The sequence below is a fragment of the Cyanobacteria bacterium FACHB-DQ100 genome (genome assembly GCA_014695195.1).
In the GTDB taxonomy this organism is placed as follows: Bacteria; Cyanobacteriota; Cyanobacteriia; order Leptolyngbyales; family Leptolyngbyaceae; genus Leptolyngbya.
This window is the reverse complement of sequence record JACJNW010000023.1, coordinates 12,534-37,306: the sequence shown is the minus strand read 5'-3', so window position 1 is coordinate 37,306 and position 24,773 is coordinate 12,534. Positions and strand designations below refer to the sequence as shown.

Genomic DNA, 24,773 nt, shown 5'->3' with positions numbered 1-24,773 from the left:
AGTTTGTACCTATCAAAATAGTATAACCTCCCTGTTTTCTATCGGAATTATTGATGGGTCTACCTCACAGAATCACAAAAAAAGAGATGCTGAAATGGCGCATCTCTGACGCAAACGTTAAGAATCGATAATTTAAAGGCGATCGAGCTTAGTTTTGAGAATTTCTGCCTGTTTTTCTGCTTCGGCTAGGGCTTCACGAGTCGATTGCACCACATCAGGCGGCGCTTTATCGACAAATTTCGGATTGCTCAACCGACCCCTCAGCGCTTGAATTTCTGCCTCTACTTTCTTCAAATCTCGTTCGGTCTTAGCTTTGAGTGCTTCAAAATCGACCAGTCCAGCTAGCGGAATCGAGATTTTGACGGTTCCGGTTACACCGACGATCGTTTTGGCATCGTCTACAGGTTCAGGTTGTGGTGCGGGCGCGACCTGAGGTGCGGGCGCAATCTGAGGCGCTGGCGGTTTCGGTTCTCCGATCACTTCAGTCTTGAATTGATTCACCTGTTTGAAGAAGGTCTGGCGATCGTCTCTTTGCCAGAGTCGCGTTTTTGCAAACCAAACGGTGTAGCCGATCCCGACGATTTCGAGGAGTGGGGCAAACAGTGGGACATCGTGAATGGCATCCAGCGTTGTCGCTGCAAGCTTGAGGGCAAACGCGATCGCGCCAATCAGCAGAAGTGACAGCAAAATCCTTTGATGTTTACCGAAGAAGTTGCCAAGCGTGTCCAATGCGGTTGCGAGAATGGGCGGATTGGAATTGATCAATCGTTTTTGAGCGTCAGCATTTCCCGCTCCTGAGATCGTCAGCGTTTCAATCCTTGCCAAGTCCTTGATATAAGACTGTCCTGTGATCAGCGTTTGCTTTTCTTGCTCGTCTTCGGTCGAGAGCGCAGCGGTGATTCTTGCTCCGGGTTTGATCTCGGCTCCCGATCGCAAATTCCGAATCGTGCGAATCGTGTTGATGATTAGCTCAAACTGCCGCTCAAGACTCGGATTGATGAATGCTGCATCCGGGACGGGATAGCTTTGGAGCGCAAGAGACTTATGATCGCTTTCCGGGGTCTGCGTTAGGGTGTGCCAAATTTCCTCGGTGATGTGTGGCATGAAGGGATGCAGCAGTTTGAGCGTTCCTTCTAGCACATGAGCAAGGGTTTGCTGGGCTGCAAGGCGCGTGGGTGAATTTTGGTCTTGCAGTCGCGATTTGACTAACTCGATATATTGATCGCAGAAGTCACCCCAGATGAATTCATAGAGGCTTTTCGCCGCTTCACCGAACCCATAATTGTCGATATAGTTACGGACTTGGCGCGTGACTTGATTGAATCGTGAGAGAATCCAGCGATCGCTCAGTTCTAAATTCTGCGGCTGACCCAATTGAGCAGGTGTTTTATCGTCGAGATTCAGCATCACAAAGCGCGACGCATTCCACAGTTTGTTGGTGAAATTGCGCGACGCTTCGACGGTTTCGGATTCGTCGGTTTTGCGATCGTAAGCAATCCGAATATCCTGACCTGCGCCTGTGACTTCCCGAACCAAGGTGTATCGCAGAGCATCGGTGCCGTATTTATCAATCAGGATGAGGGGATCGATGCCGTTGTTTGCCGATTTCGACATCTTTTTATTGTTCTCATCCCGCACCAAACCGTGAATGTAGACATCCTTAAACGGCATTTGTCCGGTGAAATGTCCCGCCATCATCGTCATCCGAGCGACCCAGAAAAAGATGATGTCAAATCCAGTGACGAGTGTTGAGGTTGGATAGTAGCGCTTGTAGTCTTCTGCTTCGGTGTTCGACCAACCTAGTGTTGAAAAAGGCCACAACCCTGAAGAGAACCAGGTATCGAGGACATCTGGATCTTGCTTGATTTGGACATTCTCGCCGAACTGCGCGATCGCTTTCGTCTGCGCTTCTTCTTGCGATCGCGCCACGATGTACGGCGTGTAGTCGGTAATCTCGCCGTTTGTCTCACTGATCGCATACCAAGCGGGAATTTGATGTCCCCACCACAACTGCCGCGAGATACACCAATCTTTCAGACTGACCAACCAATCACGATAAACCTTTGTCCAGCGCTCCGGTACAAATCGCGGCGAATCTTCTTCATCTAAGGATTCCAGCGCAAAATCAGCCAATGGCTTAATCTTGACAAACCACTGAGTTGAAAGTAGCGGTTCGACAGGGACTTTACCGCGATCGCTGTAGGGCACGGTATGTTTATACGGCTCAATCTTGACCAGAAAGCCTTCTTCTTCGAGTCGCTTCACGACGTTTTTCCGCGCTACAAAGCGATCTTGCCCCTCGAATTCCCCGGCTTGCTCGTTCATCGTGCCGTCTTTGTTCATCACATTGATCGACGGCAATTGATGACGCTGACCCATCTCGAAATCGTTCGGATCGTGCGCGGGTGTGACTTTAACACAGCCTGTTCCGAAACTCGGATCAACATGTTCATCGCCAACGATCGGAATCTCGCGACCGACCAGTGGCAAAATCAAGGTCTTACCAATCAGATCTTTGTAGCGATCGTCGTTCGGATTCACTGCCACCGCTGTGTCGCCCAGCATCGTCTCTGGTCGGGTGGTTGCGACTTCAATAAAGCCGTCCTGCTCTTTAATCGGATAGCGAAAATGCCACAGATTACCGTCAACTTCTTTGCTCTCAACTTCGAGATCCGACACTGCCGATTGCGTTGCCGGACACCAATTGACGAGGTAATTGCCGCGATAAATCAAGTCTTCATCGTGCAGCTTCACAAACGCCTCCAGCACCGCAGCCGAAAGCCCTTCGTCCATTGTAAAGCGTTCACGTGACCAATCCACCGACACGCCCAAGCGTCGGAGCTGATTAACGATCGTTCCGCCCGATTCCGCCTTCCATTTCCAAGCACGTTCTAAAAACTGTTCACGACCCAAATCATTGCGGGTTTTGCCTTCCGCTTTCAGTTGCCGTTCTAAAATCGTCTGAACCGCAATACTGGCGTGATCGGTTCCGGGCAGCCACAGCGTATTCTTACCGAGCATTCGCTGATATCGAATCAATACATCGATCAGCGAGCTTTCAAAAGCGTGACCCATGTGCAAACTGCCCGTCACATTCGGCGGCGGAATCACGACACAATACGGCTCACCGGGTTGATTTGGATCAGCTTTAAAGACCTGATTCTCCTCCCAAAACTTTTGCCATTTCGCTTCAGTGGTTGCGGCGCTGTATTGAGTTGGAAGAGTAGCAGTCATGAGAAGTTTCTAGAAGGTTGGGGACATTTAGCCTATGATAAACGGTTCTTTGCATGAGCAAGCGTTAAAAATCGAGTCTGTGCAAATGAATCAAGCGATCGCGATCAAAAGGCTCAATCTCCAAATCAGAACCCCTGCTCTAAAGCACAAGCTTTAGAGCAGGGGTTCTGATTTGCGAGTTCAGCAAGCAATTAATCGATGAAACCCATCAGCGCGGTGGAGTCATCCAGATCGTTGGAAAACACGGGACGATCGCCCATGTGCCGATTAGCCGATAGCAATCCAGGTTCACTCGCCATCACAGGTCGCCCAAGTGTTTCCGACCCTTCGACTGCATGAAAATCGCTGTAAAAAATCGGGCGATTTCCCGGAAGCATTTCAGCCACTTTCAGATTGCTCGACATAATCGGACGACCATTCATAATCGTGCCGTAGATTGCCATGTGGCTCGCTTCGATCGGGCGAATTCCCGCCGATTGAATCGTACCTGCCACCTCAAAATCATCCGACATGATCGGACGATTTCCAGCAGACAAGCTCGGAAGGCTAAGAATTTCGATCGCGCTTCCATTGCCTTCTGCAGGCGTTGCCGTTGCTTCAATCAATTCTGGATTACTCATAGGGATTTCCTCTTGTGTAGGTGCTGGTGTGGACGGCTCGGCAGGTTCGTCGATCGGTTCAGTAGGGGGTTGTGAAACGGGAGCTTCTGAAGTGGAAGTCTCCGGTGTTGCGGGTGAAGAATCAACTGGAACCGAAGTTTTCGCCGCTGTGTTGTTTCGGCTGGATGCTCTGCGAGTAGTTGATTGATTCCTACGGCTCGTCGCCATCGCGCCTTGTCCTCTCTTGTACAGAATTACCGCTTGCTCACGACCGGAAGAACCTACCCGTGGCGCTGCAAACAAATATTTTGATAAATCACGATTCTTAAGGGATTATTATAAATCAAAAGGCTGTGCCACTTATCGCTTGATCCCCAGGAGAACTTATTGGAGACATTGGCGATCGTAATTGGTTGATCTCAAAAAGAAAGGAAGCGCGATCGCGCTTCCTTTCGCCATTTCAATCAGTCCTAGACCTTTGCAGGTACTTTGGTTGCGCCAACTGTGTTTGTCAGACGCTCGTAAGTTGCCCGCATTTTCAGACCAGTCAGCACTTGGAACAGCCCTGTTCCATTGTTGGAACCCGGATATTCCCGGTGTTGCAGCAACAGTTCGGTGACTTCGCCGTTGTACTTCGCTGAAGTCTTGCTCAAATGCTGCTCGATGTAGATCACTTCTTCGAGCTTGTCGAACTGACCATCGACTTCGAGGACTGAAACGCCGTGTTTGTAGTACACATCGGGGCCGTAGTGCATTCTGATGCCGGGATACGAACAGGTCAGCTTGCGACCGCAAGGAGTCCAATCGATCGTGGAACCTTCATCAAATAGGTAAACCGGATCATATCCTTCGATGCCATCACGCTGAATCATTTGAACGCGCAGAACCTTCCGCTCTTGATCGTCTTTGATTAATTGCGTGGGCAACACTTGAATCACCACATCCGCGAATTCTTTTTGCGGATCGATATACGCATCAAAGTCGGGTTTGCGCGAGTTGATTTGCGCCAACACATCTTCGTAGCTGTGACCCCGCTCTGCCATATCGCGCTGGATTTTCCAGGCGATTTTGACTTCATCGCTAATGTCGAGATAGACGCTGAAATCGATTAACTCACGCACGCGCTGATCGTAGAGCGGATGTAAGCCCTCAATCACAACAATGTGGTTCGGCTCGACTTTCTCTGGCGGATCGATCATGCCGGTTTCGTGGTTGTAAATCGGCTTGTCGATCGTTTCTCCGTTTTTCAGCGCTTTGATTTGCTCGTACATCAAATCAAAGTTGTTTGCCTTCGGGTTGAGTGCCGTGATGCCCGTTTCCTTGCGCTGTTTCCGATCCAGACTGTGGTAATCATCCAGGCAGATCACAGTGACGAAATCTTCCCCAAACAGATCTGTGATTCGGCGCAGAAACGTGGACTTACCGCATCCGGAGTCTCCGGCAACGCCAATCAAAACCACGCGGTCTGGCTTACTGGTCATAAGGTTCCTCTAATAACAAAAAAGTCAACGACGGTTTATGAGATCAGCCCGGAGAGTCGAGGCTGCATCGATAGTGCTTCGTTTGATCGATAAATTGCTTTATCGATCGCTTTACCTTAACGAGTCACAGCGCAAAGTATTACTACGGGATTTGAGATTGCTCCAAGTCGCCGCAAAAAAATACCTTGCAAGCAGCCGATCAAGGCTCAAGGTATAGCGATAAGTATTTAATACTATCGGTTAAGGGGATTCTACCAAATCGCGATCCCTGGTACAAGCCTTAATAAAATATAAAACTTTGTACTACTGTACTATCTACTGTTTTTGCTGCATTTGAATCCGGTAGGTAACGCCATAGCCTGAATCCGTAAATCCGCCTGTTCGGTGAATAAACGCAATAAACGTCACAGAGATAAAAAGCTGAAGCAAAATCAGCGCCACGAGCGATCGCCACCGGTTCTGCAAGTGGGTTGCCCACCAGACGTGGATAAACGGAAATGGAGCAACTACATAATGCGGCGGAATGTTGAGCATCGACAAGGTGATTAATCCTCCCATGCCAATTCCCATTGCATTGAAATAAAAGTCGAGCGATCGCGCCACGGGCGGATTTAGCGGCTTGCGGCGAATGAAGGCAATGAGAACTTTAAGCCCGATCGCAACGAGAATTAGATGAGCAATGCCAATCAAGTAAGTCGGCTGTCCGAAAATTAGCGGCTCCTGGATGAAGTGGCTCCACATAATCTTCCCAAGTGAATAACTCAGATTTGTGCCTAGCCCTAAGACAATCCACTGCAAATAAAACTTCGGAAACAACAGCGACAGAATCGGACGACCCGCACCCCCGAAAGTATCGATCACCAAGTGCAGCCACATCGCAAACGGAATCAATCCCAAAATGGTTCCAATTGCCCAAGCCTTCCAAGCCGTTTCTGCTAAGCGATTCTCTTTGTAATCTCGCCAAACTGTCCAGAGAAACAATCCCGCTCCGTAAAAAAAACCGCTCATGTGCAACTGCCCGATCATCGTGCTCATCAAGCCCCAGAGCCATGCGCCAAAGGGATGCCGACGAAACCAATGTCCTAAGATCGTCAAGACTGCAAGCGGTGGAAGTAAATCGGTTGTCCAAATCTGTCGGGAAAACAAAATCGATAGGGGATTTACAGCCACGATCGCCAAACCCCACAGCCAAGGCGATCGTTCTTCTTCGAGAATTTGCCAAATCACAAATCCAAACATTGCCCACAACGCTGCAACATTCAGCCACATCACCCACTGCACCATTTCGATCGGTGAAGCGGAAAACCAACCGAACGCCGTAAAGATCCACAGACTAAACCCTGGATTCAAAACTTTCGCGCTGCTTGGCATTCCTACCCAGGTAAAGGGAATTTGACCCTGTGCGAGCGCTTCACCGTTTGTATAATTCCAAATCTCGTCTGCTTTCCACTCCATATCTTCGGGATAAATTACCCGAAGTAAACTGCCGATTATTAACGCAGCAATCACATAGAAATAGGGGGAATGTTTGGGGTGAAAGTTGGCGATCGTTAACTGCTTCACAACTGGGGCTAAATTCTCCAGACTCTAATTTAATGGCATTCCGCCCTGGGCAATGCGCCCCTAAAGACAAAAGATTAATCTCAGCTTTACAATTAGCGCGATCGAATGTCTCAAAGCCTCTGTAAAGTAGGAACGGGAGTCGTTTTAGCTTCTAAGCACGTTTAGATCAGGTTGGGGTAAATTTGCGATCGATCCCCAAACGTTGCATATTAATCTAAACAAGCTACTTGCAGCACAGTTTTAGTTCATTTAGGTCGGAGAAACACAGAGCGATGTATTATTCCAGCGCGTCGGGTGCTGCGAACACCCCTTCTGGGAGCCGCGTCTTCCGGTATGAAGTGGTCGGATTGCGCCAAAACGAGACAACCGATCAGCAAAACTACCCGATTCGGCAAAGTGGCAGCACTTTCATCAATGTCCCCTACAATCGCATGAACGAATTCATGCAGCGGATTACCCGTCTGGGCGGCAAGATCGTCAGCATTCAGCCTTTAGAGGCAAACGGCAACGGAACTGGAAACGTTACTGTTGAACAGAAAGCGCCTGCTGTCAAGCAGGAAAATGCTACTGAGAGCAACACACCAGGATCTAAGCCGATGACACAAGCCAAGGCTAAAAAACACGCTGATGTTCCAGTCAACATTTACAAGCCCAATAACCCCTTCGTTGGAAAGTGCATCTCCAATGTTGAGCTAGTGGGTGAAGGCGGGATTGGAACGGTTCGACATATCAAATTTGATATCTCGGGCGGTGATCTGACTTACGTGGAAGGTCAAAGTATCGGCATTATCCCGCCGGGAACGGACAAGAACGGCAAGCCAGAAAAACTGCGTTTATATTCGATCGCATCTACTCGTCACGGCGATGATGTGAATGACAAAACCGTATCGCTCTGTGTGCGTCAGCTAGAGTACAAGCACCCCGAAACCGGTGAAACCGTTTACGGCGTTTGTTCCACGTATCTGTGCAACCTGGAAGCAGGTGCAGACGTGAAGATCACAGGCCCCACCGGAAAAGAAATGCTCTTGCCGGAAGAGGAAGATACCAATGTGATCATGATGGCAACCGGAACGGGAATTGCTCCGATGCGTGCCTATCTGTGGAGACAGTTCAAGGACAACGAAAGAGCAGCGAACCCCAATTATCAGTTCAAAGGTTTCTCCTGGCTGATCTTTGGAATTCCGACCAGCGCAAACATTCTCTACAAGGAAGAGCTTGAAGAGATGGCTGAGAAGTATCCGACGAACTTCCGCTTAACGACTGCAATCAGCCGTGAGCAGAAGAATAAGGACGGCGGCAGAATGTACATTCAAGACCGCGTGGCTGAAAATGCGGCTGAACTCTTCCAGATGATGAAGAGCGAGAAGACTCACACTTACATTTGCGGCTTGAAGGGCATGGAGGACGGCATTGACGCGGCTCTCGGTGCGGAAGCAGCAAAAGAAGGAATCGAGTGGAAAGAGTTCCGCAGCGCAATGAAGAAAGCGGGTCGTTGGCACGTTGAAACGTACTAATTTCGATTAGCGGATCTGAATTAAAACCGGAAGAATTTTGCGATTCTTCCGGTTTTTTGCTGAAATTCTTGTTGTTTTATCTCTCTAGCCTTAACGTGCGATCGCTGCTGGAACCGTCCAAAAATACAAAGTTGTTTCTTCTTCAATCTCAAGTTTGATCACTTTTTCGGGTTGCCAATCGCCCATATCAAAATCGATCGACGCAATCCGAGTTCCCGGTCGAAGCTGTTCTAGTAATGCAGGTCGAAGTCTGAGATTCAAATGCGGTAACAGATAAAGAACCACGATCGAAGCGTCTTCAAATCGGCTCTCAAATAGATCTTGCTCTCGAAAGGTTAGGCGATCGCTGATTCCCGCCTGTTCTGCTTTCATTTGGGCTGCTTCAATTCGCGCTGGATCAATATCAATTCCTACACCCCGCGCTCCGTACTTCAAAGCTGCCGTAATCAACACCTGACCATCACCACAACCGAGGTCATAAATCACATCCGATCGATTCACCTGTAACGTCTCAAGCAGCGTCTCGATCGCGCTTTGAGGCGTTGGAATAAAAGCAATATCCGGTCTACGCGGCATCCTGTCTCACTTTACAAATGCTGGGCTGTTGCTGATCATACTGAAAATACAATTGCAATTTTGTACACCAGAACAAGATGCGATACGCTTGACTCGACTGCATAGACTTGATTTAAAGTGCTTTGTGTGACGCTAGGCTAAGGGAAAGCGATAGGACTTATGGGCAATTCAGCACAAAAAGAACAACTCAAAGCGATCGGAACTCGCCTCAGTGAAGAGCGCCAGAAAAAGTCAATGTCGCTCGAAGAAATTGCTGCAAAGACCTACATTCCGCTGCGCCTCCTCAACGCGATCGAAGACGCGAACCTCGATCGCCTTCCAGAACCGGTTTTTGTCCAGGGCTTTATTCGGCGCTATGCAGACGCGATCGGGTTGAATGGTATTGCCCTGTCGAAAGAATTTACAGTAGACTTGTCTCCGCTCCCCACTTCCTCTGCGGCAACCTTAATCACTTCCATCCCAGAGCCACCTTTGAAGCCCGCTGTTCAAGCGCCTGTGCCGCCAAAACCGGCTGCACCCATTACGCCTTCTCCCGCCCTGAAGCTGCCAGAACCTGAACTGATTCAGGATGAGCCGAAAAAATCAGAGCCTGAGCTAATTCGCAGCGAGCCGAAAAAGTCAGAGCCTGAGTTAATTCGGGGTGAACCGAAAAAGTCAGAGCCTGAGTTAATTCGGGATGAACCGAAAAGGTTAGAGCCTGAGCTAATTCGGGATGAGCCAAGAGTAAAAGTCGACGCGCCTGCACCAAAAGAAACGACCCGATTGCCCCTAATCGCGCTAGGAGGAGCGATCGCTTTCGGTGTGATTGGTGTACTAGCTGCCAGTCTTTTCAATCGTCCGGCTGAGCGTCCTGCTCCAACGACTGCAACCGCTCCGGTAACGCAACCGCCTCAACCGTCGATCGTTGCTCCTAGTCCGACTCCTGCCGCTTCTGCTCCAGCAAGCCCAACTCCAACGGGTGCAGTCGGGGTGAAGATGAATGTCAACGAGGAAAGCTGGGTTGAAGTGGTGGTTGATGGCAAAACGGAATTTGAAGGAACGCTGCCTCAGGGAACTCAGCGATCGTGGAGCGGGAAAAATCAAGTTAGTGTGAGGGCTGGCAATGCAGGCGGAGTGGCTCTTTCCTACAACAACGCCACCTTCAAACCGATGGGCGGTGCTGGGGAAGTTCAAACTGCGACGTTTCCACCGACGCCCTAACGCTTAACTCCGCCGCTGGCTGGTTGAAGAACGGCGATCGCTCGATCTACAGATTTCGGGTGGTACTGTCTTGCCTGATACTGATCGACGTGCTGGAAAATGGCAATTGGAGCGACGGTGCGACAGGTGAAAAATTCGATCGCAACTCGCCCATCTGGAACAACTCGAACTTTAGGTGAGAAATCTTTCGGAACCTCAGTACGCCATTGCCAGCCAGGATGGGGTGGAAGAGCGTTGATTAAACGCTGCTGGCTCCAACTCGCAAGCCGCCCAACTTTACCGAATTCAAGCAATTCGCGATGGAACAGGGAAGCAATCATAAACGAAATCGGAGAATGATCGCCGTTGATCGCGTCCATCAAGTTTGGTAAAGCAGCCTCAGGTTTAGGGGGTGTATTGCGATCGTGGAGCGCGGTACAAGCATCGCCAGCACTGATTAACGCTTTTCTGACGATTGGGCATTTGGCGGGTTTGCTCCAAGGAGATGCCGAAGTGAAACAAAGTGCCCAACTCTTCAAGAGATTCGGGTATGGCGGGTTCGTCCTGCTCGGTGTATCTATCCGGGCGATTCTCTGACTCTGGCACTATCAGAATCGTTTTGAGGTGCTGTCTAATTTTCTGTAGGGCTTCGAGTGGAACTCTTTGGATAGACATGAGTAGAGAAGGACAAGTCAGGAGTGACAGAGACTTAGGTCTAAAGTGCCCTTGATTACAATTGAAATTCTTACTAGCGAGACTGCTCCGCCGCCCATCTGGTTCGCAATCCTTTTCCTTCCGCCTTCATAATGAAAGAAGTTCTTTACATTGCTCAATCATGCCGAGAGATTTGCGCGGATTTATCAGACAGCTAGAAGAACGCGGACAGTTGCGCCGGATTTCAACGCTGGTTGATTCTGACTTGGAAATTGCTGAGATTGCGAATCGGATGTTGCAGCATGGTGGGCCTGGACTGCTGTTTGAAAATGTCAAGGGGTCGCCTTATCCAGTTGCAGTCAATTTGATGGGTACGGTGGAGCGGGTGTGTTTGGCGATGAATATGGAGTCGCCGCAGGAACTCGAAACGCTGGGTAAGAAATTAGCGCTGCTTTATCAACCGCGTCCGCCGAAGAAGTTTTCGCAAGCGATCGAGTTAGGTAAGGTTCTCTACGATGTGGTGCAAGCAAAACCTGCCCGTGATTTTCTTCCTGCTTGTCAGCAGATCGTGCTTAAAGACGATGCGGTGGATTTGAATCAAATACCCTTACTGCGGGTATATCCGGGTGATGCTGGGAAGGTGCTGACGTTGGGATTGATGATTACGAAAGATCCCGAAACTAAGATTCCAAATGTTGGAGTGTATCGGTTGCAGTTGCAGTCGAAAAATACGATGACGGTGCAGTGGCTCTCAGTGCGGGGAGCGACGCGGCATTTGAGAAAAGCGGCGGAGCGCGGCGAGAAATTAGAAGTGGCGATCGCGCTTGGGGTTGATCCACTGATTATCATGGCGGCGGCGACTCCGCTCCCTGTAGATCTGTCTGAGTGGCTATTTGCTGGCTTGTATGGCGGAGCGGGTGTTCACCTCGCCAAGTGTAAGACTGTCGATCTGGAAGTGCCTGCGGATTCGGAGTTTGTGTTGGAAGGCACGATTACGCCGGGAGACACGGCGATCGATGGCCCTGCGGGGGATCACATGGGGTATTACGGTGGCGTAAACGAGAAAGCGCCCTTACTGCGGTTTCACTGTCTGACCCATCGCAAAAATCCGATCTATCTCACGACGTTTAGCGGCCGACCCCCGAAAGAAGATGCAATGATGGCGATCGCGCTCAATCGCATCTACACGCCGATCTTGCGGCAGCAGGTGCCTGAGATTATCGATTTCTTCTTGCCGATGGAGGCTTTGAGCTATAAAGCGGCGGTGATTTCGATCGACAAAGCCTATCCCGGACAAGCGAGACGAGCGGCGTTAGCGTTTTGGAGTGCGTTACCGCAATTCACTTACACCAAGTTTGTAATTGTGGTGGATAAAGACATTAACATTCGCGATCCGAGAGCGGTCGTTTGGGCGATTACCTCGAAGGTTGATCCAGCGCGAGATGTGTTTATCTTGCCGGAAAATCCGTTTGATTCGCTGGATTTTGCCACAGAAAAACCAGGTTTAGGCAGTCGGATGGGCATTGACGCAACGACGAAAGTTTTCCCGGAAACCGATCGACCTTGGGCTGATCCGCTCAAGTCCGATCCGGATGTGGCAGCGATGGTCGATCGACGCTGGGCGGAATATGGGTTAGCCGATCTCAAGCTGGGAGAAGTTGATCCAAATCTGTTTGGCTATCAGATGGGCAAGCCTTAACGCACGGTTGCCCTACGGGTAAAAAAAGAAGGCAGGACTTCCTAATCCCGCATTCATGTTGTAGAGCCATCTGGGATAAAAGTCGCTGCTCCAAAGTTGCTCCGAAAATTGTTGAGTCCAGCGCAAATGGAATGGAATATCCATTGCATCAAAGACACCATGCAGAATTGCAGGTAGCACCAACAGCAACCCGATCGCGCTAATCAGCAAAACGGTAGTGAGAGATGGCGGCTTTTGATCGGGCGACTCTCGCTGCATCAATCTTAAGGCAGACAGACTTAATGGTTTTTGCATGATATATTCGCGCACAACAGACTCTAGCCAGAGAGTAACAGATTCGCTCTGCTTGCGCCTAATCAATCAATAGGAAGCATGATTTCAAAGCAAAAAGTTGGTTTTATTGTTGCGCTCGCGCTATCGATCGCCCTTGCGATGCAACTGACCCTAAACGAACTCGGCATACTTGGAATTGTATCAACATCGGGATTCTCGATGTTATTAAATAAGCGCTTATTAGGCTTGGAGTTCCTTGCTTTGTGCGGGATTTATCTGGCGTGGTTAATTCAATTTCGTCCAGTTACGATCGCTTCGCGATTTAGCGAACTATTGAAGCCTGTAAGCGCGTTCTTGGCCGTTTGTTGGTTGTCTTATCCGGGTACAAACGATATTTATATGTATCTACAGTACGGATTGATCAGCCTAAACCGACTTAATCCTTACCTCACAAAAGCTGGAGATTTTGGCTCTAGTATCACAAATTTAATCGATTGGAATCAAAGTTCAACTTATGGAGTTGTTTCACTCTTCTTCTTTTTGGTTTCCTCAAAGTTGTCTGAGATTAATCTCTTTCTTGGCGTTTACGGATTTAAGTTAATCTGCTTGGGGTTTCACATCTTAAATAGCTATTTAATCTGGAAAAATCTCAAGTCTAGAACCTATCGAGATCAAGTCACACTGGCATATTTGATCAGTCCGGTGCTGTTGTTTGAGCAAGTTGCAGAAGCGCATATCGATGTCATGCTCTGTACTGTTTTGATCGCAGTCGATCGATTTCTCAAGACAGGTCGATATTTGCTTGCTCTCGTCGCCACTGGAATTGGATTTCTAACAAAGACACTACCGATTATTTGGATTCCATTAATCGGTGTGTTTCTAATTCGACAGCGACGTTGGAAAACGATCGTAAAATTTCTATTTCTTAGCGTAATCGGCATCCTGATCTTGCACTTTACATTGTTTCCAACTATTGATGCTTGGAGAAGTATTCTCAATCCAGGTGTCGGAAATAGAACTGTGGGGTCATGGCATGATGTCTTAGACAGCATCCTGATGCGAACTGGAGCGATCGTGCCGAGTTCTGTTCAAACGAGTATTACTGCTTTATTTAATCGTTTCACGCTGCTCTTGTTTGCGGCTTATTATGCAGTAACGCTGTACAGAATCTTTTTGAATCGCTCCATTTCGGAGAGTCGATTGATGATAGAAATTGGGTGGGTTACTTTCGTTTTATTTGCGATTGCAACTCCCTGGTATCAGCCTTGGTATGCAACCGTGTTACTTCCGATCGCGGCCCTGAATCTACAATCACCGACTTTTGCGATCGCCAGTTTTGCCTTCTCACTGATCGGAACAACGGCTTCCCTTGGTCTGGAGTGGGGTTCCCGCATCCTCGCAATCATTGCGATCGTCCCAACAATGGGTTCCCCGATCGTAGTTCTCCTGATGCGACACAAGATTACGGCATTGATCCACGCAAAGTTTCTGCACGAAACTAAACGCGAGCTTGAACAAGTAAGGCAATAATCAAAGACGACAATCGCGACCCTCATAGAATAATGGGTTGCTCGACGCATTGATAAACCTCCCACGAAGTTCTGGGTAAAGTCAATTTGCAAGAAATTTATGATTTATGCCTTGATTGATGAAGATTGAGTGCCTCAATTAGCGGCGCTGGTTTTCGGGTGATACAGTTCGAGCAAAACAAATCCTAGCCAGAGAGAAACAGCCGCACTCTGTTCGCGCATAGTTAACTAAGGAGAAGTATGGTACTAAAACAGAGAATAATTTTTATCGTTGCGATCGCGCTCTCGATCGCAATTGCAATACAACTGTCTCTGAATGAACTGAATGCGCTCGGAGTGGTGTCAATTTCGGGATTTTCGGGGTTAGTTCGCAAGCGTTTATTAGCAGTAGAGTTTTTTGCGCTGTGCGGTTTATATCTGGTTTGGCTAATACGATTCCGTTCAAAAACGATCGCGGCAAATTTCGCCGAACTTTTGAAGCCCGCAAGCTTATTTTTAGCGGTTTCTTGGTTATCTCATCCGGTCACGAATGATATTTATCTATATTTACAGTATGGTCTGATGAGCCTAAATGGAGTTAATCCTTATCTGACAAAGGCGAGGGATTTTGGCTCTAGTCTTAGCAATTTAGTAGACTGGAATTATAACTCGACCTATGGAGCTGTTTCACTTTTATTCTTTTTGATTCCTGCAAAATTAGCTGAGATTAATCTGCTTCTTGGTGTTTATGGTTTCAAGCTCATTTGCTTAGTTTTTCACATTTTGAATAGTTACTTAATTTGGAGAATTCTAGAAACTAAGGCTTATCGAGACAAAGTAACGCTGGCGTATTTGCTGAGTCCAGTTCTTCTGTTTGAACAAGTGGCAGAAGCACATCTTGATATTTTCTTATGTACTGTTTTAATCGCGATCGATCAGTTGCTTAAAACCCGCCGATATCTGCTTGCTCTCGTCGCCACTGGAATTGGATTTCTAACAAAGACCTTGCCGATTATTTGGATTCCATTAATTGGAGTATTTCTAATTCGGCAACGACGCTGGCAAACGATCGGAAAATTCCTGCTGATTTCTTCGCTCGCTGTTCTTGTTTTATCCTTTACGCTTTTACCATCCATTGCTGCTTGGAAAAGCTTGGTAAATCCAGCCGTAGAAGGTTTAAGAGCAGGATCATGGCACAGTTTGCTAGAAATTATTTTGATGCGAACGAGCGTGCCAAGTTCTACTCAAGAAACCATCCTGACTTCATTCCATCGTTTTACCATTATTTTGTTTGCTATTTACTATGCAATAACCCTCTACAGAATCTACAGAAATCGATCAATTTTAGAAGAGCGATTGATGGTAGAAATCGGATGGGTCACCCTTGCTTTATTTACCGTTGCCACTCCCTGGTATCAGCCTTGGTATGCAACAATTTTACTCCCGATCGCGGCGTTGAATTTACAAGCACCGATTTTTGCGATCGCGAGTTTTGCCTTCTCATTGATTGGAACTGCGGCTGCACTTGGTTTGGAATGGGGGAAACATCCACTGGGAATTTTAGCGACGATTCTAACGATGGGATCTCCGCTCGCTGCTTTGTTAATGCGATCGAAGATCAGGGCATTTATGCAAGCAAAATTTCCGCGTGAAACTGAACGTGATCCTCAACAAATGACGCAATGAAATAGTAGCTATGATCGTAACCTTCCTGAAATCGAAGTGTTAACGGTTGCCCGACAGTTTCACACGCTTTTTGAAATACTTCAGGCAATAACTGATTTGCAAGAAATTTGTCGCTTGTACCTTGGTCAATCAAAATCGATCGCGGAAATTTCTGCACTTGAACTAATTCGGTTGCATCATACAATTTCCAACTGGCTCGATCTGATCCTAAATAATTCGAGAATGCTTTCTCACCCCAAGGACATTGCGTCGGCGCACAGATTGGCGCAAAGGCAGAAACCGATCGATAACGCTCAGGATTTCGCAAGGCACACACCAAAGCACCGTGTCCGCCCATCGAATGCCCGAAAATGCCTTGACGATCATTCCTCACCGGAAAGCTTTCAGCAATTAAAGCAGGCAACTCATCCACGGTATAGCTGTACATTCGATAGTGCTGATTCCACGGGGTTTGAGTCGCATCCACATAGAATCCTGCCCCGGTTCCAAAATCCCAATCGTCATCCTCGCCCGCGATCCCTGTGTTTCTCGGACTGGTATCCGGCGCAACTAAGATCAATCCATGCTTTGCAGCAAACTGTTGCGCCCCGGCTTTCACCATGAAATTCTCTTCGGTACAGGTCAAACCTGCGAGAAAATACAGCACCGGCAGCGATCGCTCCCTCGCTTGCTGTGGTAAATAAATCGAGAATTTCATCGGAGCGTTGCACGAGGTCGATCGATGCGAATACACCTCAATCGATCCTCCGAAACAGCGAGTTTTACTGAGTAATTCCATTAGAACGTCACCACCGATCGAATTACTTCTCCCCGGTGCATCAGATCGAACGCTTCGTTAATTTGATCGATCGGGAGAATCTTCGTTACCAGATCATCAATGTTGATTTTGCCATCCATGTACCAATCGACAATCTTAGGGACATCGGTTCGCCCTTTTGCACCGCCGAATGCTGTTCCCTTCCAAACGCGCCCAGTCACAAGCTGAAACGGTCTTGTGCTAATTTCCTGACCTGCGCCCGCAACCCCGATAATCACACTCACGCCCCAGCCTTTATGACAGCATTCGAGTGCCTGACGCATCACTTTCACATTACCAATACACTCGAAACTGTAATCGGCTCCGCCTTTGGTCAACTCCACAAGATAAGGAACAAGATCGCCCTCAACCTCGCTGGGATTGACAAAATGAGTCATGCCTAATTTCTCAGCTAGTGCGCGTTTGCTGGAATTCAGATCAACTCCAACAATCATATTTGCCCCAACCATTCGCGCTGCTTGAATCACATTTAAGCCGATGCCGCCTAATCCAAATACGACAACATTTGCACCGGGTTCGACTTTCGCGGTGTTGATCACAGCCCCGACCCCGGTAGTGACACCGCAACCAATTAAGCAAACTTTCTCAAACGGAGCATCCTCGCGAATTTTAGCAACTGCAATCTCTGGTAAAACCGTGTAGTTCGAGAAAGTTGAAGTGCCCATGTAGTGCAGGATGGGTTCACCGTCGATCGAAAACCGACTCGTTCCATTCGGCATGACTCCTTTGCCCTGAGTTGTCCGAATCGCCTGACACAGATTCGTCTTACCACTGAGACAATATTCACAGTTACGGCACTCTGGCGTGTAGAGCGGAATCACATGATCCCCAGGTTTGACGCTGTTCACGCCTTCGCCCACTTCGACTACGACTCCTGCTCCTTCGTGACCCAAAATCGCTGGAAACAAGCCCTCCGGATCTGCTCCTGAAAGCGTGTAGGCATCCGTATGACACACTCCACTCGCTTTGATTTCGACTAACACTTCTCCCGCTTGCGGGGCTTCGAGTTGTACGGTTTCAATTCTTAAAGGCTCTCCAGCTTTGAAGGCAACAGCCGCTTTGGTATCCATAATTTCCAACCTGGTCTGACTTCTTGAAAGTGTAGCGTCGATCAATTTCGATCTTTAGACACGGGTAAAAAATTGACATAATAGAGTCTGCCTTTCATGTGATGGATTCCATGCAGACTAGCGATCGTCCTCAAACTTCTTCCGTTTTTCCTGTCGCTCGAATTGCCTCAGTCTCTCGTAAAACTGGGGAAACTGATGTTCAAGTCACGGTTAATCTCGATGGCACCGGGAAATGTGTGGCAAAGACAGGGATTCCGTTTCTCGACCATATGCTGCATCAGATTTCGTCGCATGGCTTGATCGATCTGACGGTGCAGGCGATCGGGGACTTGGAGATCGACGATCACCACACAAATGAGGATGTTGGAATCACGCTGGGAATGGCGCTTGCGAAGGCATTAGGCGATCGTAAAGGCATTGTTCGCTTCGGGCATTTTGTCGCACCGCTTGATGAAGCGCTGATCCAAGTGGCGCTAGATTTTTCTGGTCGTCCGCACCTGAGTTACGGGCTAGAAATTCCGACTCAGCGAGTCGGAACTTATGATACGCAATTAGTTCGAGAATTTTTTGTGGCGATCGTCAATCACGCTCAAATGACGCTGCATATTCGCCAGTTGGATGGCATCAATTCACATCACATTATTGAGGCGACGTTTAAGGCATTTGCACGATCGCTACGAATGGCAGTTGAAACGGATCCGCGTCGGGCACACGAAATTCCAAGCTCGAAGGGTGTGCTGTGATGCGGGGCTGGCAATTGGTATTAGGCGTGGCGATTTTGGTCGGATCGCCTGTGGTTGAACTCAAAAGCGTTATTGCTCAGGAGAGCATTTGGAAGCGGTTTACGTCACAACGCGGCGGATTTTCCGTGGTCATGCCCGGAACACCCAAAGAGCGTAAAGAGAGTGGTTTGACGCTGTTTGAACTGCTCCGAGACGATGAATCGGTGCGCTATTCGGTAGGTTATCTCGATTTGCCGGTTGCACCGGGAAACGATAAACGCCTCCAGAACGAAGTGTACGAAGGCGTTCGTAAAGGTGCGGCGAAAGATCAAGGAGAGTTAATCTCATTTCGCACGATTCAACTCAATCGATTTCCAGGTCGAGAAATGAACTTTAAGCTACCCAATGATATGGTCGCAAAGTGGCGCGTTTATCTTGTGAATCGCCGCGCCTATTTTGTCAATGTCACAACGACGAAAGAGAATCAAGAACAAGGCTTAGCAACCAGCATTAATGTGTTTCTCAATTCGTTTCGATTGGTCGGTCGGCGCTAAGGGAATTGTCGATCAACTGACCGGAATTTCAATCACAAATTTCGTGCCTTCTCCCACGGTTGAATCACACCACAATCGACCCTGATGTTGCTCATTCACAATCTGATAGCTGATCGATAATCCTAAACCTGTGCCTCTACCCACAGGTTTAGTCGTAAAAAATGGGTTGAAAATTTTGCTTTGAATCTCCTTGGGAATGCCGCAGCCATTGTCAGCGATCGTAATTGCGATCCATCCATCTTGAGTGAGTTCTGTGCTGATCCAAATCGTTGGATCAAGCTTGGGATCGGCTTCAATCGCATCGATCGCATTACTCATCAAATTCAGTAACACCTGATTGAGCCGACCTGGATAACATTCAATTTTTGGCAATTGCGCGAAGTTTTTCACTACTTTAATCTCAGGTCGATCGCTCGTAAATTTTAGTCGATGCTGCAAAATCATTAATGTGCTTTCGATGCCGCTCTCGATTTCAACGGCTTTCAATTCGGCTTCGTCTAAGCGCGAAAAATTTCGCAAAGAAAGCACAATATCCTGAATCCGTCTTGTACCTGTTTGCATCGAGTTAAACACTTTTTCAAGATCGTGATTTAAAAACTCAAAATCGATCGTCTCCAACACTTCAATTACTTCTGGATCAGGTTGAGGATAGTGCTTCTGATAAATTGCTGCTAACTCTAACAAGCTTTGCGTATAGCGATCGAGATAAACCAAATTGCCGTGAATAAAATTAACTGGATTGTTGATTTCATGCGCCACACCCGCAACAATTTGCCCCAAACTCGACATCTTTTCTGTTTGAATCATCTGGGTCTGAGTTTGGCGCAGAGTCCGAAGCGTTTCACTCAGCTCTACAGTGCGCTCTTCAACTCGTTGTTCTAATTGCTCGTTGGCTCTTGCCAGCGTCATGAAAGAATCGCGTAACTGCTGTGCCATCCGATTAAATGATCGTCCTAACTGCCGCAATTCGCGAATTCTGGAAATTTGAATTGTTTGATCTAGCTCTCCCTTAGCGATCTCCTCAGATGCCTGGCTCAGCCTCAAAATCGGCTGAACAATCCAGTGCGAAGTCCACCAACCCAAGAGCGCTGCTACAATTGTCGCGATCGCGCAAAGCAAGATCGTTAAGCGGAGATTTTGATCAATCTGCGCCATAAAGTCCGACTCTGGCACAATCACCACGATCAGCCAGTCGAGTCCTTGATCATTGCGCCAGGGCAACACATTGATAAACTGCCGCGCTCCATCAATTTCGAGCGCAAATTTCTGCTGTGACTGAATGGCAGTGAGCGACGAAAACCGCTGCTGCAAATTTTTGCTCATTGCTTTGATCAACGGATCAGGACTGTTGAAGATGGTGAAGCGCTTCACCTGATCCTGTTCCTTACGGAGAAGCTGACTCGGCATCGAACTGCCGATCAGCGATCCATCCCGCTCGATAATCATCATCTGCCCAGTCCGACTGACCTTGAAATCGCGCAAAAAGCGACTGATATTTCCCAAGGTTAGATCTACATTAAGCACCCCAATAAATTTCTGATTGTTGTCGTAGATTGGCGTGGTCATGCCGATCGCTGTGTAGTACGACACACCATCTAGCATCACCTCACCCTTCGGGATTGAGCCTTCAAGTCGGTTCATGGAAGTGATTTCGACTTCGCCCCAGCCTGTTTTCCCGGTTGTTGCGGCTCTTTGATACCAGCTTCTTTCAGTCGTGCGATAAGTGTAGGTTTGCGCTAATTTGGCGATCGCGCCACGATAATTTGGCAAAAAATCATATGCTTGCCCGTCTGGTAATGCCCGAAACAAAATGACATCGACTCCCTCAAGCCAGCGCCCTGCTCCAGACGATCGTTCCGTTGATAAGGAGTACCCCACAAACCCAACCTCTGGAAACGCTTTTGCCTGTCTCCAAAAGTACCGTTCAGTGGCGGAGAAATCATCAAGCTTAATCTCTCCATTGGCAAGGGCATCTTCGTTAATTTGCAACAGTTGTGCAGGCAAAGCGAGATATTGATCGAGATGGCTATCAATGCGTTGATTGGCTTTCTCAACTAACTCATCGGCTAAGCGGTTGACTGCCTGCTGCCCGTTCTTAAAAGACAAGTAGCCGACTAATCCAACTGCACCAAAAATCTGTAGAACAAATGGTAGAACCAGTACCAAGCGAAGCGAAATTCTTGGTACAGGTGACTTTATGAAGGGAACTTTCATAGAGGGGGCTTCTGCACAACTTCTACGAGAATTCCCAATCTACACAGAAAAATTGGTTGGGTTTGGGTTAGATGCCTGAAAACTAGACGGTAGCCAATACTGGAGCGGATTCTAGAACAGTTGTAGATTCTAGAACAGTTGTGGATTCTAAAGCAGTTGTGGATTCTAAAGCAGCTGTGGATTCTAAAACAGTTGTGGATTCTACTGGCAGTGTGGGTTCCGTTGCAGGTCTGCTAACCAGTGCAAAATGCTCATCCACTAAACTAGCGACATCTTTCGGATCAACTTTGGTGTAGCGCGTTTTTCCGGGCATAAAGACCACGGGGACTTTCCCGCAAGCTTTCATACAGCCTGTGCCCTTGATTTTGACTTGATCTTCGAGTCCACGATCGCTAATTGCTTTTTCGATCGCGCTACAAACGGCTTTTCCGCCTCGCTTCATGCAGCTTGATTTCTGACACATCAGAATCGCTTCTTTTCCAGGCTTTTGCGGCTTGGGATGGCCGATTTTCGTAGCGTTCACTTTCGCTGCTGCTTGACAAGGAAGGGCTGCCGAAATCGACATTGGCTGAATCCAATACGCCTTAAATTTCAGGGTGTTAGTTTTGCGATCGAACTTCTTCCATCCTCGAATCTGAATCTGCTCTCCGGGAAGTAGCGTTTGCTTGAGACTTGCTCTTGCTAACTTCGTCATTTTGATCGAAAACTCGCCTTCTGAAGTTGCGATCGTCAGTCGCTTGATTTTGTAGCCATCTTTGAAGACGTAGCCGAGAAACTGACCAGAGAAACGAAATTCACCAGATTGAAGGGCTAGAGTCATGGTTCAAGTGAAAATAACGACTCAGTTATTGCCAAAGATATGCAATAACCTCTGACAACCAACATACTCGAATTGCTCAGCTTTTGCAAATACTTCTCAATAAAAACCAACGGTCGATCTTTGATCCCCAATAGCAAAAATCTCCGGCTTAAGGTCACAAGCCGGAGATCTCAAAGTTTGAATGCTTATTAAACTCGTACTTCCGTAGCCGCTTTACTCGGTTCTAATGGCAAGAACAGCGTAAATACTTCACCCTGCTCTGGGCGTTCTCGCACGATTAGCTTTCCGCCTAATGCCTGAAAGATATTCTTAGTAACGTTCAGATTCAAACTCAGGTTGCCTGTTTCGGGCTGGAACATCAAAACTTGTCCCAGAGATTTCAAGAGCGGCATTCGGTGTTTGCTCGAACAATCGACATAATCGTCCTTTGCCTGGGGTTGAAGCTGCAATTTCAACTGATGTCCTGCTAACGACACCTCCACTTGAATCGAACCGCCAGAGGGCAAACTCCGCGCCGATCGTTCAATTAAACTCGTCAACGCCTGATCCAGCATGGTCGGATTGCTCATTACCGAGGGAATGTGCTGCGGCAAAATTACGTCCAGCGTGAGGTTGCGCTGACTCGCTTGTTTTTGCCAACGCGGAATGCTTTGTTCTAGTACCTGTTCTAGCGAAGTTGTCGCCAGCGATGAAACCTTAGTTGCTGAAGTTTCGATTTCGACTGCATGACAGATCAGATTGAAGCGATCGATTTGTTCGCTACATTCGCGATCGATCACTTCCAATCGTTTCACGGCATCTGCGGGTAGGTCTTTTCTGCGTAACAATAACCGCGTGAGTGTCCGAATCGTGGTGAGCGGTGTGCGAACTTCGTGCGAGATTGCTTGCAGCAATTCGACATCTGCACCTGCTAGCACATCGGCAGTTTGCGCTTGCATCGGTCGAGGAGCGCGAATCGTGCGCTTTTCGGATTCTGTGATTGGGTCTGGCAAATAGCTCAGGAGTGCATGAGTAAACTGCGTGACTAATTTGTATTTGGGTTCGACAGGCGGAAAGGTTTTGTAGAGACGATCGAGCTTGGGAAGATGTCCCGGATTCATCAGCACCACGCGCAGTCTCAAGGTTTGCCAGGCGCGATCGATCGCTTCTGGATCAAACGAAAACTGGAAAATCGGATCGCCGGAGCCGTTTTCACCCTGCACCATTAACAGGCTAAATTCACGAGTCAGCGCTAGACAGAACGGCTGCGATGCGAGCGGATCACCGGGGAGCAGCGCTAGAGTATCAGTCGTTTCGCCCTTTGTAATGTTGCCATCAGCAGAAGGTAATTGGAACGGGAAGCCCGAAAACATCACGCTGGGCGTAAACAGCCAAGCGGAGATATTAGGCACTCCGGGCTGGCTAAGAACTGGGAGTGGAGCAGAAAACACTGCGCCTTCGGTCGATTGCAAGAGGGCTTCGAGTGCGGCGATCGCGCCAAACCACTCCCGCTCTGCTCGCAGTTGTCGAGATGCGACTGAAACGGGCGCTTCAAGTTCAGGAAGATCCAGTGTTTCATTACTGGCTGCCAAAATTTCACTCAGGGTTGGGAAGATCCACTCAGACATAACACGACTTTCACTGCGACTACCTTAGAGCGTATCTGGTTTCTCGATTAAAGAAAGATCGTAGAACCGTACCAAATGCAATGCGATGTCCGAAGCCGTTGAATTTTAGAGAATCGGTTTAGGCTAGAGATACCCCCTAATCTTCAATTTCGCTCATGGATTGGCAAGAAATTTCTGGGAATTGGGTTCTCGTTCCCGATCGTCCGATCGCGATTATTCATTTTCTTGGCGGCGCTTTTGTCGCAACGGCTCCACAGTTAACTTACCGCCGTTTGCTAGAGTTTTTAGGTGATCAAGGCTACCTAATCGTAGCGACTCCGTTTGTGAATACGTTTGATCATGCTGAGATTGCAGAGTCGGTTTTGATCAATTTTGAGAAAGCGTTGAACGGTGTGCGATCGCAGTATTCAGTGCGCTATTTGCCGATTTATGGCATGGGGCACAGTATGGGCTGTAAGCTGCATTTGCTGGCTGGTAGCTTGTTTTCGGTTGAGCGAGCGGGAAATATTTTCATCTCGTTTAATAACTACGCCGCAAAAGAAGCCGTCCCGTTTGTTGAGCAGTTTTCGCAATTTCTAAAACCACAGGGGATCTCTGTTGAATTCACGCCTTCGCCCACGGAGACGACTGCCTTGATTCGCGATCGCTATTCGGTGCGACGCAATTTGATTATTAAATTTGCGGATGATTCGATCGATCAATCGCTCCCGTTAGCGCAGCTTCTAGAAGAGTCCTATCCGGGACTGATTACCACTCATCGCCTCAAAGGAACGCACCTTACGCCGTTAGGCCCTGATATGAAATGGCAGGTTGGAGGCTCGTTTACGCCGATCGATGCGATCGGACAGTGGATGCGTCAGGAGATTTATCGGGAATTACATCAGCTAGAAAAAACGATTTTGAAATGGCTGAATCCGTTCGCTTAAATTAGCGCCAAAACGTACTTGAATATTAAACGGGGATTCGGGAGTTGCCCGATCGTCTGTTCTTCAATGATGGAAAA

21 protein-coding genes are annotated in these 24,773 nt (G+C 48.2%); 9 read left to right on the top strand and 12 right to left on the bottom strand.

The annotated features are described in order from the left end of the window. Positions 1-132 precede the first annotated feature (132 nt). Both H6F51_08285 and H6F51_08280 read right to left on the bottom strand, forming a co-directional pair. Positions 133-3,234, bottom strand: coding sequence for a valine--tRNA ligase (locus H6F51_08285; GenBank protein ID MBD1822491.1), 3,102 nt, complete (start codon positions 3,232-3,234; stop codon positions 133-135). 191 nt (positions 3,235-3,425) lie between these two features. Then, positions 3,426-3,854 (bottom strand): hypothetical protein, encoded by a 429-nt coding sequence (locus tag H6F51_08280; protein ID MBD1822490.1) that lies wholly within the window; start codon positions 3,852-3,854, stop codon positions 3,426-3,428. A gap of 28 nt (positions 3,855-3,882) precedes the next feature. On the opposite strand from H6F51_08280, the gene H6F51_08275 reads away from it, so the two are divergent. Next, entirely contained in the window at positions 3,883-4,041 is a 159-nt protein-coding gene (locus tag H6F51_08275) for a hypothetical protein (GenBank protein MBD1822489.1), read from the top strand. Between the two features lie 262 nt (positions 4,042-4,303). Here H6F51_08275 and H6F51_08270 read toward each other — a convergent pair whose 3' ends face one another. Both H6F51_08270 and H6F51_08265 read right to left on the bottom strand, forming a co-directional pair. Further along, positions 4,304-5,314, bottom strand: coding sequence for a phosphoribulokinase (locus tag H6F51_08270; GenBank protein MBD1822488.1), 1,011 nt, complete (start codon positions 5,312-5,314; stop codon positions 4,304-4,306). Positions 5,315-5,629: 315 nt separating this feature from the next. Beyond that, positions 5,630-6,877 carry a hypothetical protein gene (locus H6F51_08265; protein MBD1822487.1) on the bottom strand — a complete coding sequence of 416 codons (1,248 nt, stop codon included), beginning with the start codon at positions 6,875-6,877 and terminating at the stop codon, positions 5,630-5,632. Positions 6,878-7,149: 272 nt separating this feature from the next. Here H6F51_08265 and H6F51_08260 point away from each other — a divergent pair, with 272 nt between their 5' ends. Continuing rightward, entirely contained in the window at positions 7,150-8,391 is a 1,242-nt protein-coding gene (locus H6F51_08260; protein MBD1822486.1) for a ferredoxin-NADP reductase, read from the top strand. 90 nt (positions 8,392-8,481) lie between these two features. Here the strand turns inward: H6F51_08260 and H6F51_08255 are convergent, their stop codons facing one another. Then, on the bottom strand, positions 8,482-8,967 hold the full coding sequence (locus H6F51_08255) for a class I SAM-dependent methyltransferase (GenBank protein ID MBD1822485.1): 486 nt from the start codon (positions 8,965-8,967) through the stop codon (positions 8,482-8,484). 159 nt (positions 8,968-9,126) lie between these two features. Between H6F51_08255 and H6F51_08250 the strand changes: the two genes are divergently transcribed. Continuing rightward, entirely contained in the window at positions 9,127-10,167 is a 1,041-nt protein-coding gene (locus H6F51_08250) for a DUF4115 domain-containing protein (GenBank protein MBD1822484.1), read from the top strand. Here the strand turns inward: H6F51_08250 and H6F51_08245 are convergent. Further along, positions 10,164-10,685 carry a hypothetical protein gene (locus tag H6F51_08245; protein MBD1822483.1) on the bottom strand — a complete coding sequence of 174 codons (522 nt, stop codon included), beginning with the start codon at positions 10,683-10,685 and terminating at the stop codon, positions 10,164-10,166. The genes H6F51_08250 and H6F51_08245 overlap by 4 nt on opposite strands. Positions 10,686-10,981: 296 nt before the next feature. Between H6F51_08245 and H6F51_08240 the strand changes: the two genes are divergently transcribed. Next, positions 10,982-12,499, top strand: coding sequence for a UbiD family decarboxylase (locus H6F51_08240; protein MBD1822482.1), 1,518 nt, complete (start codon positions 10,982-10,984; stop codon positions 12,497-12,499). A 12-nt stretch (positions 12,500-12,511) separates the two neighbouring features. On the opposite strand, the gene H6F51_08235 is transcribed toward H6F51_08240, so the two are convergent. Beyond that, entirely contained in the window at positions 12,512-12,793 is a 282-nt protein-coding gene (locus H6F51_08235) for a hypothetical protein (protein MBD1822481.1), read from the bottom strand. 78 nt (positions 12,794-12,871) lie between these two features. On the opposite strand from H6F51_08235, the gene H6F51_08230 reads away from it, so the two are divergent. Further along, complete coding sequence (locus H6F51_08230) at positions 12,872-14,302, top strand: hypothetical protein (protein ID MBD1822480.1); 1,431 nt, start codon at positions 12,872-12,874, stop codon at positions 14,300-14,302. A 239-nt stretch (positions 14,303-14,541) separates the two neighbouring features. Beyond that, a complete protein-coding gene (locus H6F51_08225; GenBank protein MBD1822479.1) occupies positions 14,542-15,966 on the top strand; it encodes a hypothetical protein in 1,425 nt (474 codons plus the stop codon). Here H6F51_08225 and fghA read toward each other — a convergent pair. Together fghA and H6F51_08215 are read right to left on the bottom strand one after the other, a co-directional pair. Beyond that, the gene (fghA, locus tag H6F51_08220; GenBank protein MBD1822478.1) at positions 15,908-16,744 is read right to left on the bottom strand and encodes an S-formylglutathione hydrolase; all 837 of its coding nucleotides are present in this window, start codon (positions 16,742-16,744) and stop codon (positions 15,908-15,910) included. The genes H6F51_08225 and fghA overlap by 59 nt on opposite strands. Continuing rightward, entirely contained in the window at positions 16,744-17,853 is a 1,110-nt protein-coding gene (locus H6F51_08215; protein MBD1822477.1) for an S-(hydroxymethyl)glutathione dehydrogenase/class III alcohol dehydrogenase, read from the bottom strand. Before H6F51_08215 ends, fghA begins: the two co-directional genes overlap by 1 nt. A 110-nt stretch (positions 17,854-17,963) precedes the next feature. Between H6F51_08215 and hisB the strand changes: the two genes are divergently transcribed. Both hisB and H6F51_08205 read left to right on the top strand, forming a co-directional pair. Further along, on the top strand, positions 17,964-18,596 hold the full coding sequence (gene hisB / locus H6F51_08210; GenBank protein MBD1822476.1) for an imidazoleglycerol-phosphate dehydratase HisB: 633 nt from the start codon (positions 17,964-17,966) through the stop codon (positions 18,594-18,596). After that, positions 18,596-19,129 carry a hypothetical protein gene (locus H6F51_08205; protein MBD1822475.1) on the top strand — a complete coding sequence of 178 codons (534 nt, stop codon included), beginning with the start codon at positions 18,596-18,598 and terminating at the stop codon, positions 19,127-19,129. The genes hisB and H6F51_08205 overlap by 1 nt, the downstream gene beginning before the upstream one ends. Before the next feature lie 12 nt (positions 19,130-19,141). Here the strand turns inward: H6F51_08205 and H6F51_08200 are convergent, their stop codons facing one another. The 3 genes from H6F51_08200 to H6F51_08190 all read right to left on the bottom strand — a co-directional run bounded on the left by H6F51_08200 (position 19,142) and on the right by H6F51_08190 (position 23,770). Then, positions 19,142-21,343 carry a HAMP domain-containing protein gene (locus H6F51_08200; GenBank protein MBD1822474.1) on the bottom strand — a complete coding sequence of 734 codons (2,202 nt, stop codon included), beginning with the start codon at positions 21,341-21,343 and terminating at the stop codon, positions 19,142-19,144. An 82-nt stretch (positions 21,344-21,425) separates the two neighbouring features. Next, positions 21,426-22,163, bottom strand: a complete 738-nt coding sequence (locus tag H6F51_08195; protein MBD1822473.1) for a (2Fe-2S) ferredoxin domain-containing protein — start codon at positions 22,161-22,163, stop codon at positions 21,426-21,428. 188 nt (positions 22,164-22,351) lie between these two features. Next, positions 22,352-23,770 (bottom strand): HAMP domain-containing histidine kinase, encoded by a 1,419-nt coding sequence (locus tag H6F51_08190; GenBank protein MBD1822472.1) that lies wholly within the window; start codon positions 23,768-23,770, stop codon positions 22,352-22,354. A 155-nt stretch (positions 23,771-23,925) separates the two neighbouring features. On the opposite strand from H6F51_08190, the gene H6F51_08185 reads away from it, so the two are divergent. Then, a complete protein-coding gene (locus H6F51_08185) occupies positions 23,926-24,696 on the top strand; it encodes a DUF1350 family protein (GenBank protein ID MBD1822471.1) in 771 nt (256 codons plus the stop codon). Positions 24,697-24,773 lie beyond the last annotated feature (77 nt).

Excerpts from the sequence above, each read along its gene's own strand:
- H6F51_08285 (MBD1822491.1), bottom strand. The coding sequence starts at position 3,234 with ATGACTGCTACTCTTCCAACTCAATACAGCGCCGCAACCACTGAAGCG.
- H6F51_08280 (MBD1822490.1), bottom strand. The coding sequence starts at position 3,854 with ATGAGTAATCCAGAATTGATTGAAGCAACGGCAACGCCTGCAGAAGGC.
- H6F51_08270 (MBD1822488.1), bottom strand. The coding sequence starts at position 5,314 with ATGACCAGTAAGCCAGACCGCGTGGTTTTGATTGGCGTTGCCGGAGAC.
- H6F51_08260 (MBD1822486.1), top strand. The coding sequence starts at position 7,150 with ATGTATTATTCCAGCGCGTCGGGTGCTGCGAACACCCCTTCTGGGAGC.
- H6F51_08255 (MBD1822485.1), bottom strand. The coding sequence starts at position 8,967 with ATGCCGCGTAGACCGGATATTGCTTTTATTCCAACGCCTCAAAGCGCG.
- H6F51_08250 (MBD1822484.1), top strand. The coding sequence starts at position 9,127 with ATGGGCAATTCAGCACAAAAAGAACAACTCAAAGCGATCGGAACTCGC.
- H6F51_08240 (MBD1822482.1), top strand. The coding sequence starts at position 10,982 with ATGCCGAGAGATTTGCGCGGATTTATCAGACAGCTAGAAGAACGCGGA.
- H6F51_08235 (MBD1822481.1), bottom strand. The coding sequence starts at position 12,793 with ATGCAAAAACCATTAAGTCTGTCTGCCTTAAGATTGATGCAGCGAGAG.
- H6F51_08230 (MBD1822480.1), top strand. The coding sequence starts at position 12,872 with ATGATTTCAAAGCAAAAAGTTGGTTTTATTGTTGCGCTCGCGCTATCG.
- H6F51_08225 (MBD1822479.1), top strand. The coding sequence starts at position 14,542 with ATGGTACTAAAACAGAGAATAATTTTTATCGTTGCGATCGCGCTCTCG.
- fghA (MBD1822478.1), bottom strand. The coding sequence starts at position 16,744 with ATGGAATTACTCAGTAAAACTCGCTGTTTCGGAGGATCGATTGAGGTG.
- H6F51_08215 (MBD1822477.1), bottom strand. The coding sequence starts at position 17,853 with ATGGATACCAAAGCGGCTGTTGCCTTCAAAGCTGGAGAGCCTTTAAGA.
- hisB (MBD1822476.1), top strand. The coding sequence starts at position 17,964 with ATGCAGACTAGCGATCGTCCTCAAACTTCTTCCGTTTTTCCTGTCGCT.
- H6F51_08205 (MBD1822475.1), top strand. The coding sequence starts at position 18,596 with ATGCGGGGCTGGCAATTGGTATTAGGCGTGGCGATTTTGGTCGGATCG.
- H6F51_08200 (MBD1822474.1), bottom strand. The coding sequence starts at position 21,343 with ATGAAAGTTCCCTTCATAAAGTCACCTGTACCAAGAATTTCGCTTCGC.
- H6F51_08195 (MBD1822473.1), bottom strand. The coding sequence starts at position 22,163 with ATGACTCTAGCCCTTCAATCTGGTGAATTTCGTTTCTCTGGTCAGTTT.
- H6F51_08190 (MBD1822472.1), bottom strand. The coding sequence starts at position 23,770 with ATGTCTGAGTGGATCTTCCCAACCCTGAGTGAAATTTTGGCAGCCAGT.
- H6F51_08185 (MBD1822471.1), top strand. The coding sequence starts at position 23,926 with ATGGATTGGCAAGAAATTTCTGGGAATTGGGTTCTCGTTCCCGATCGT.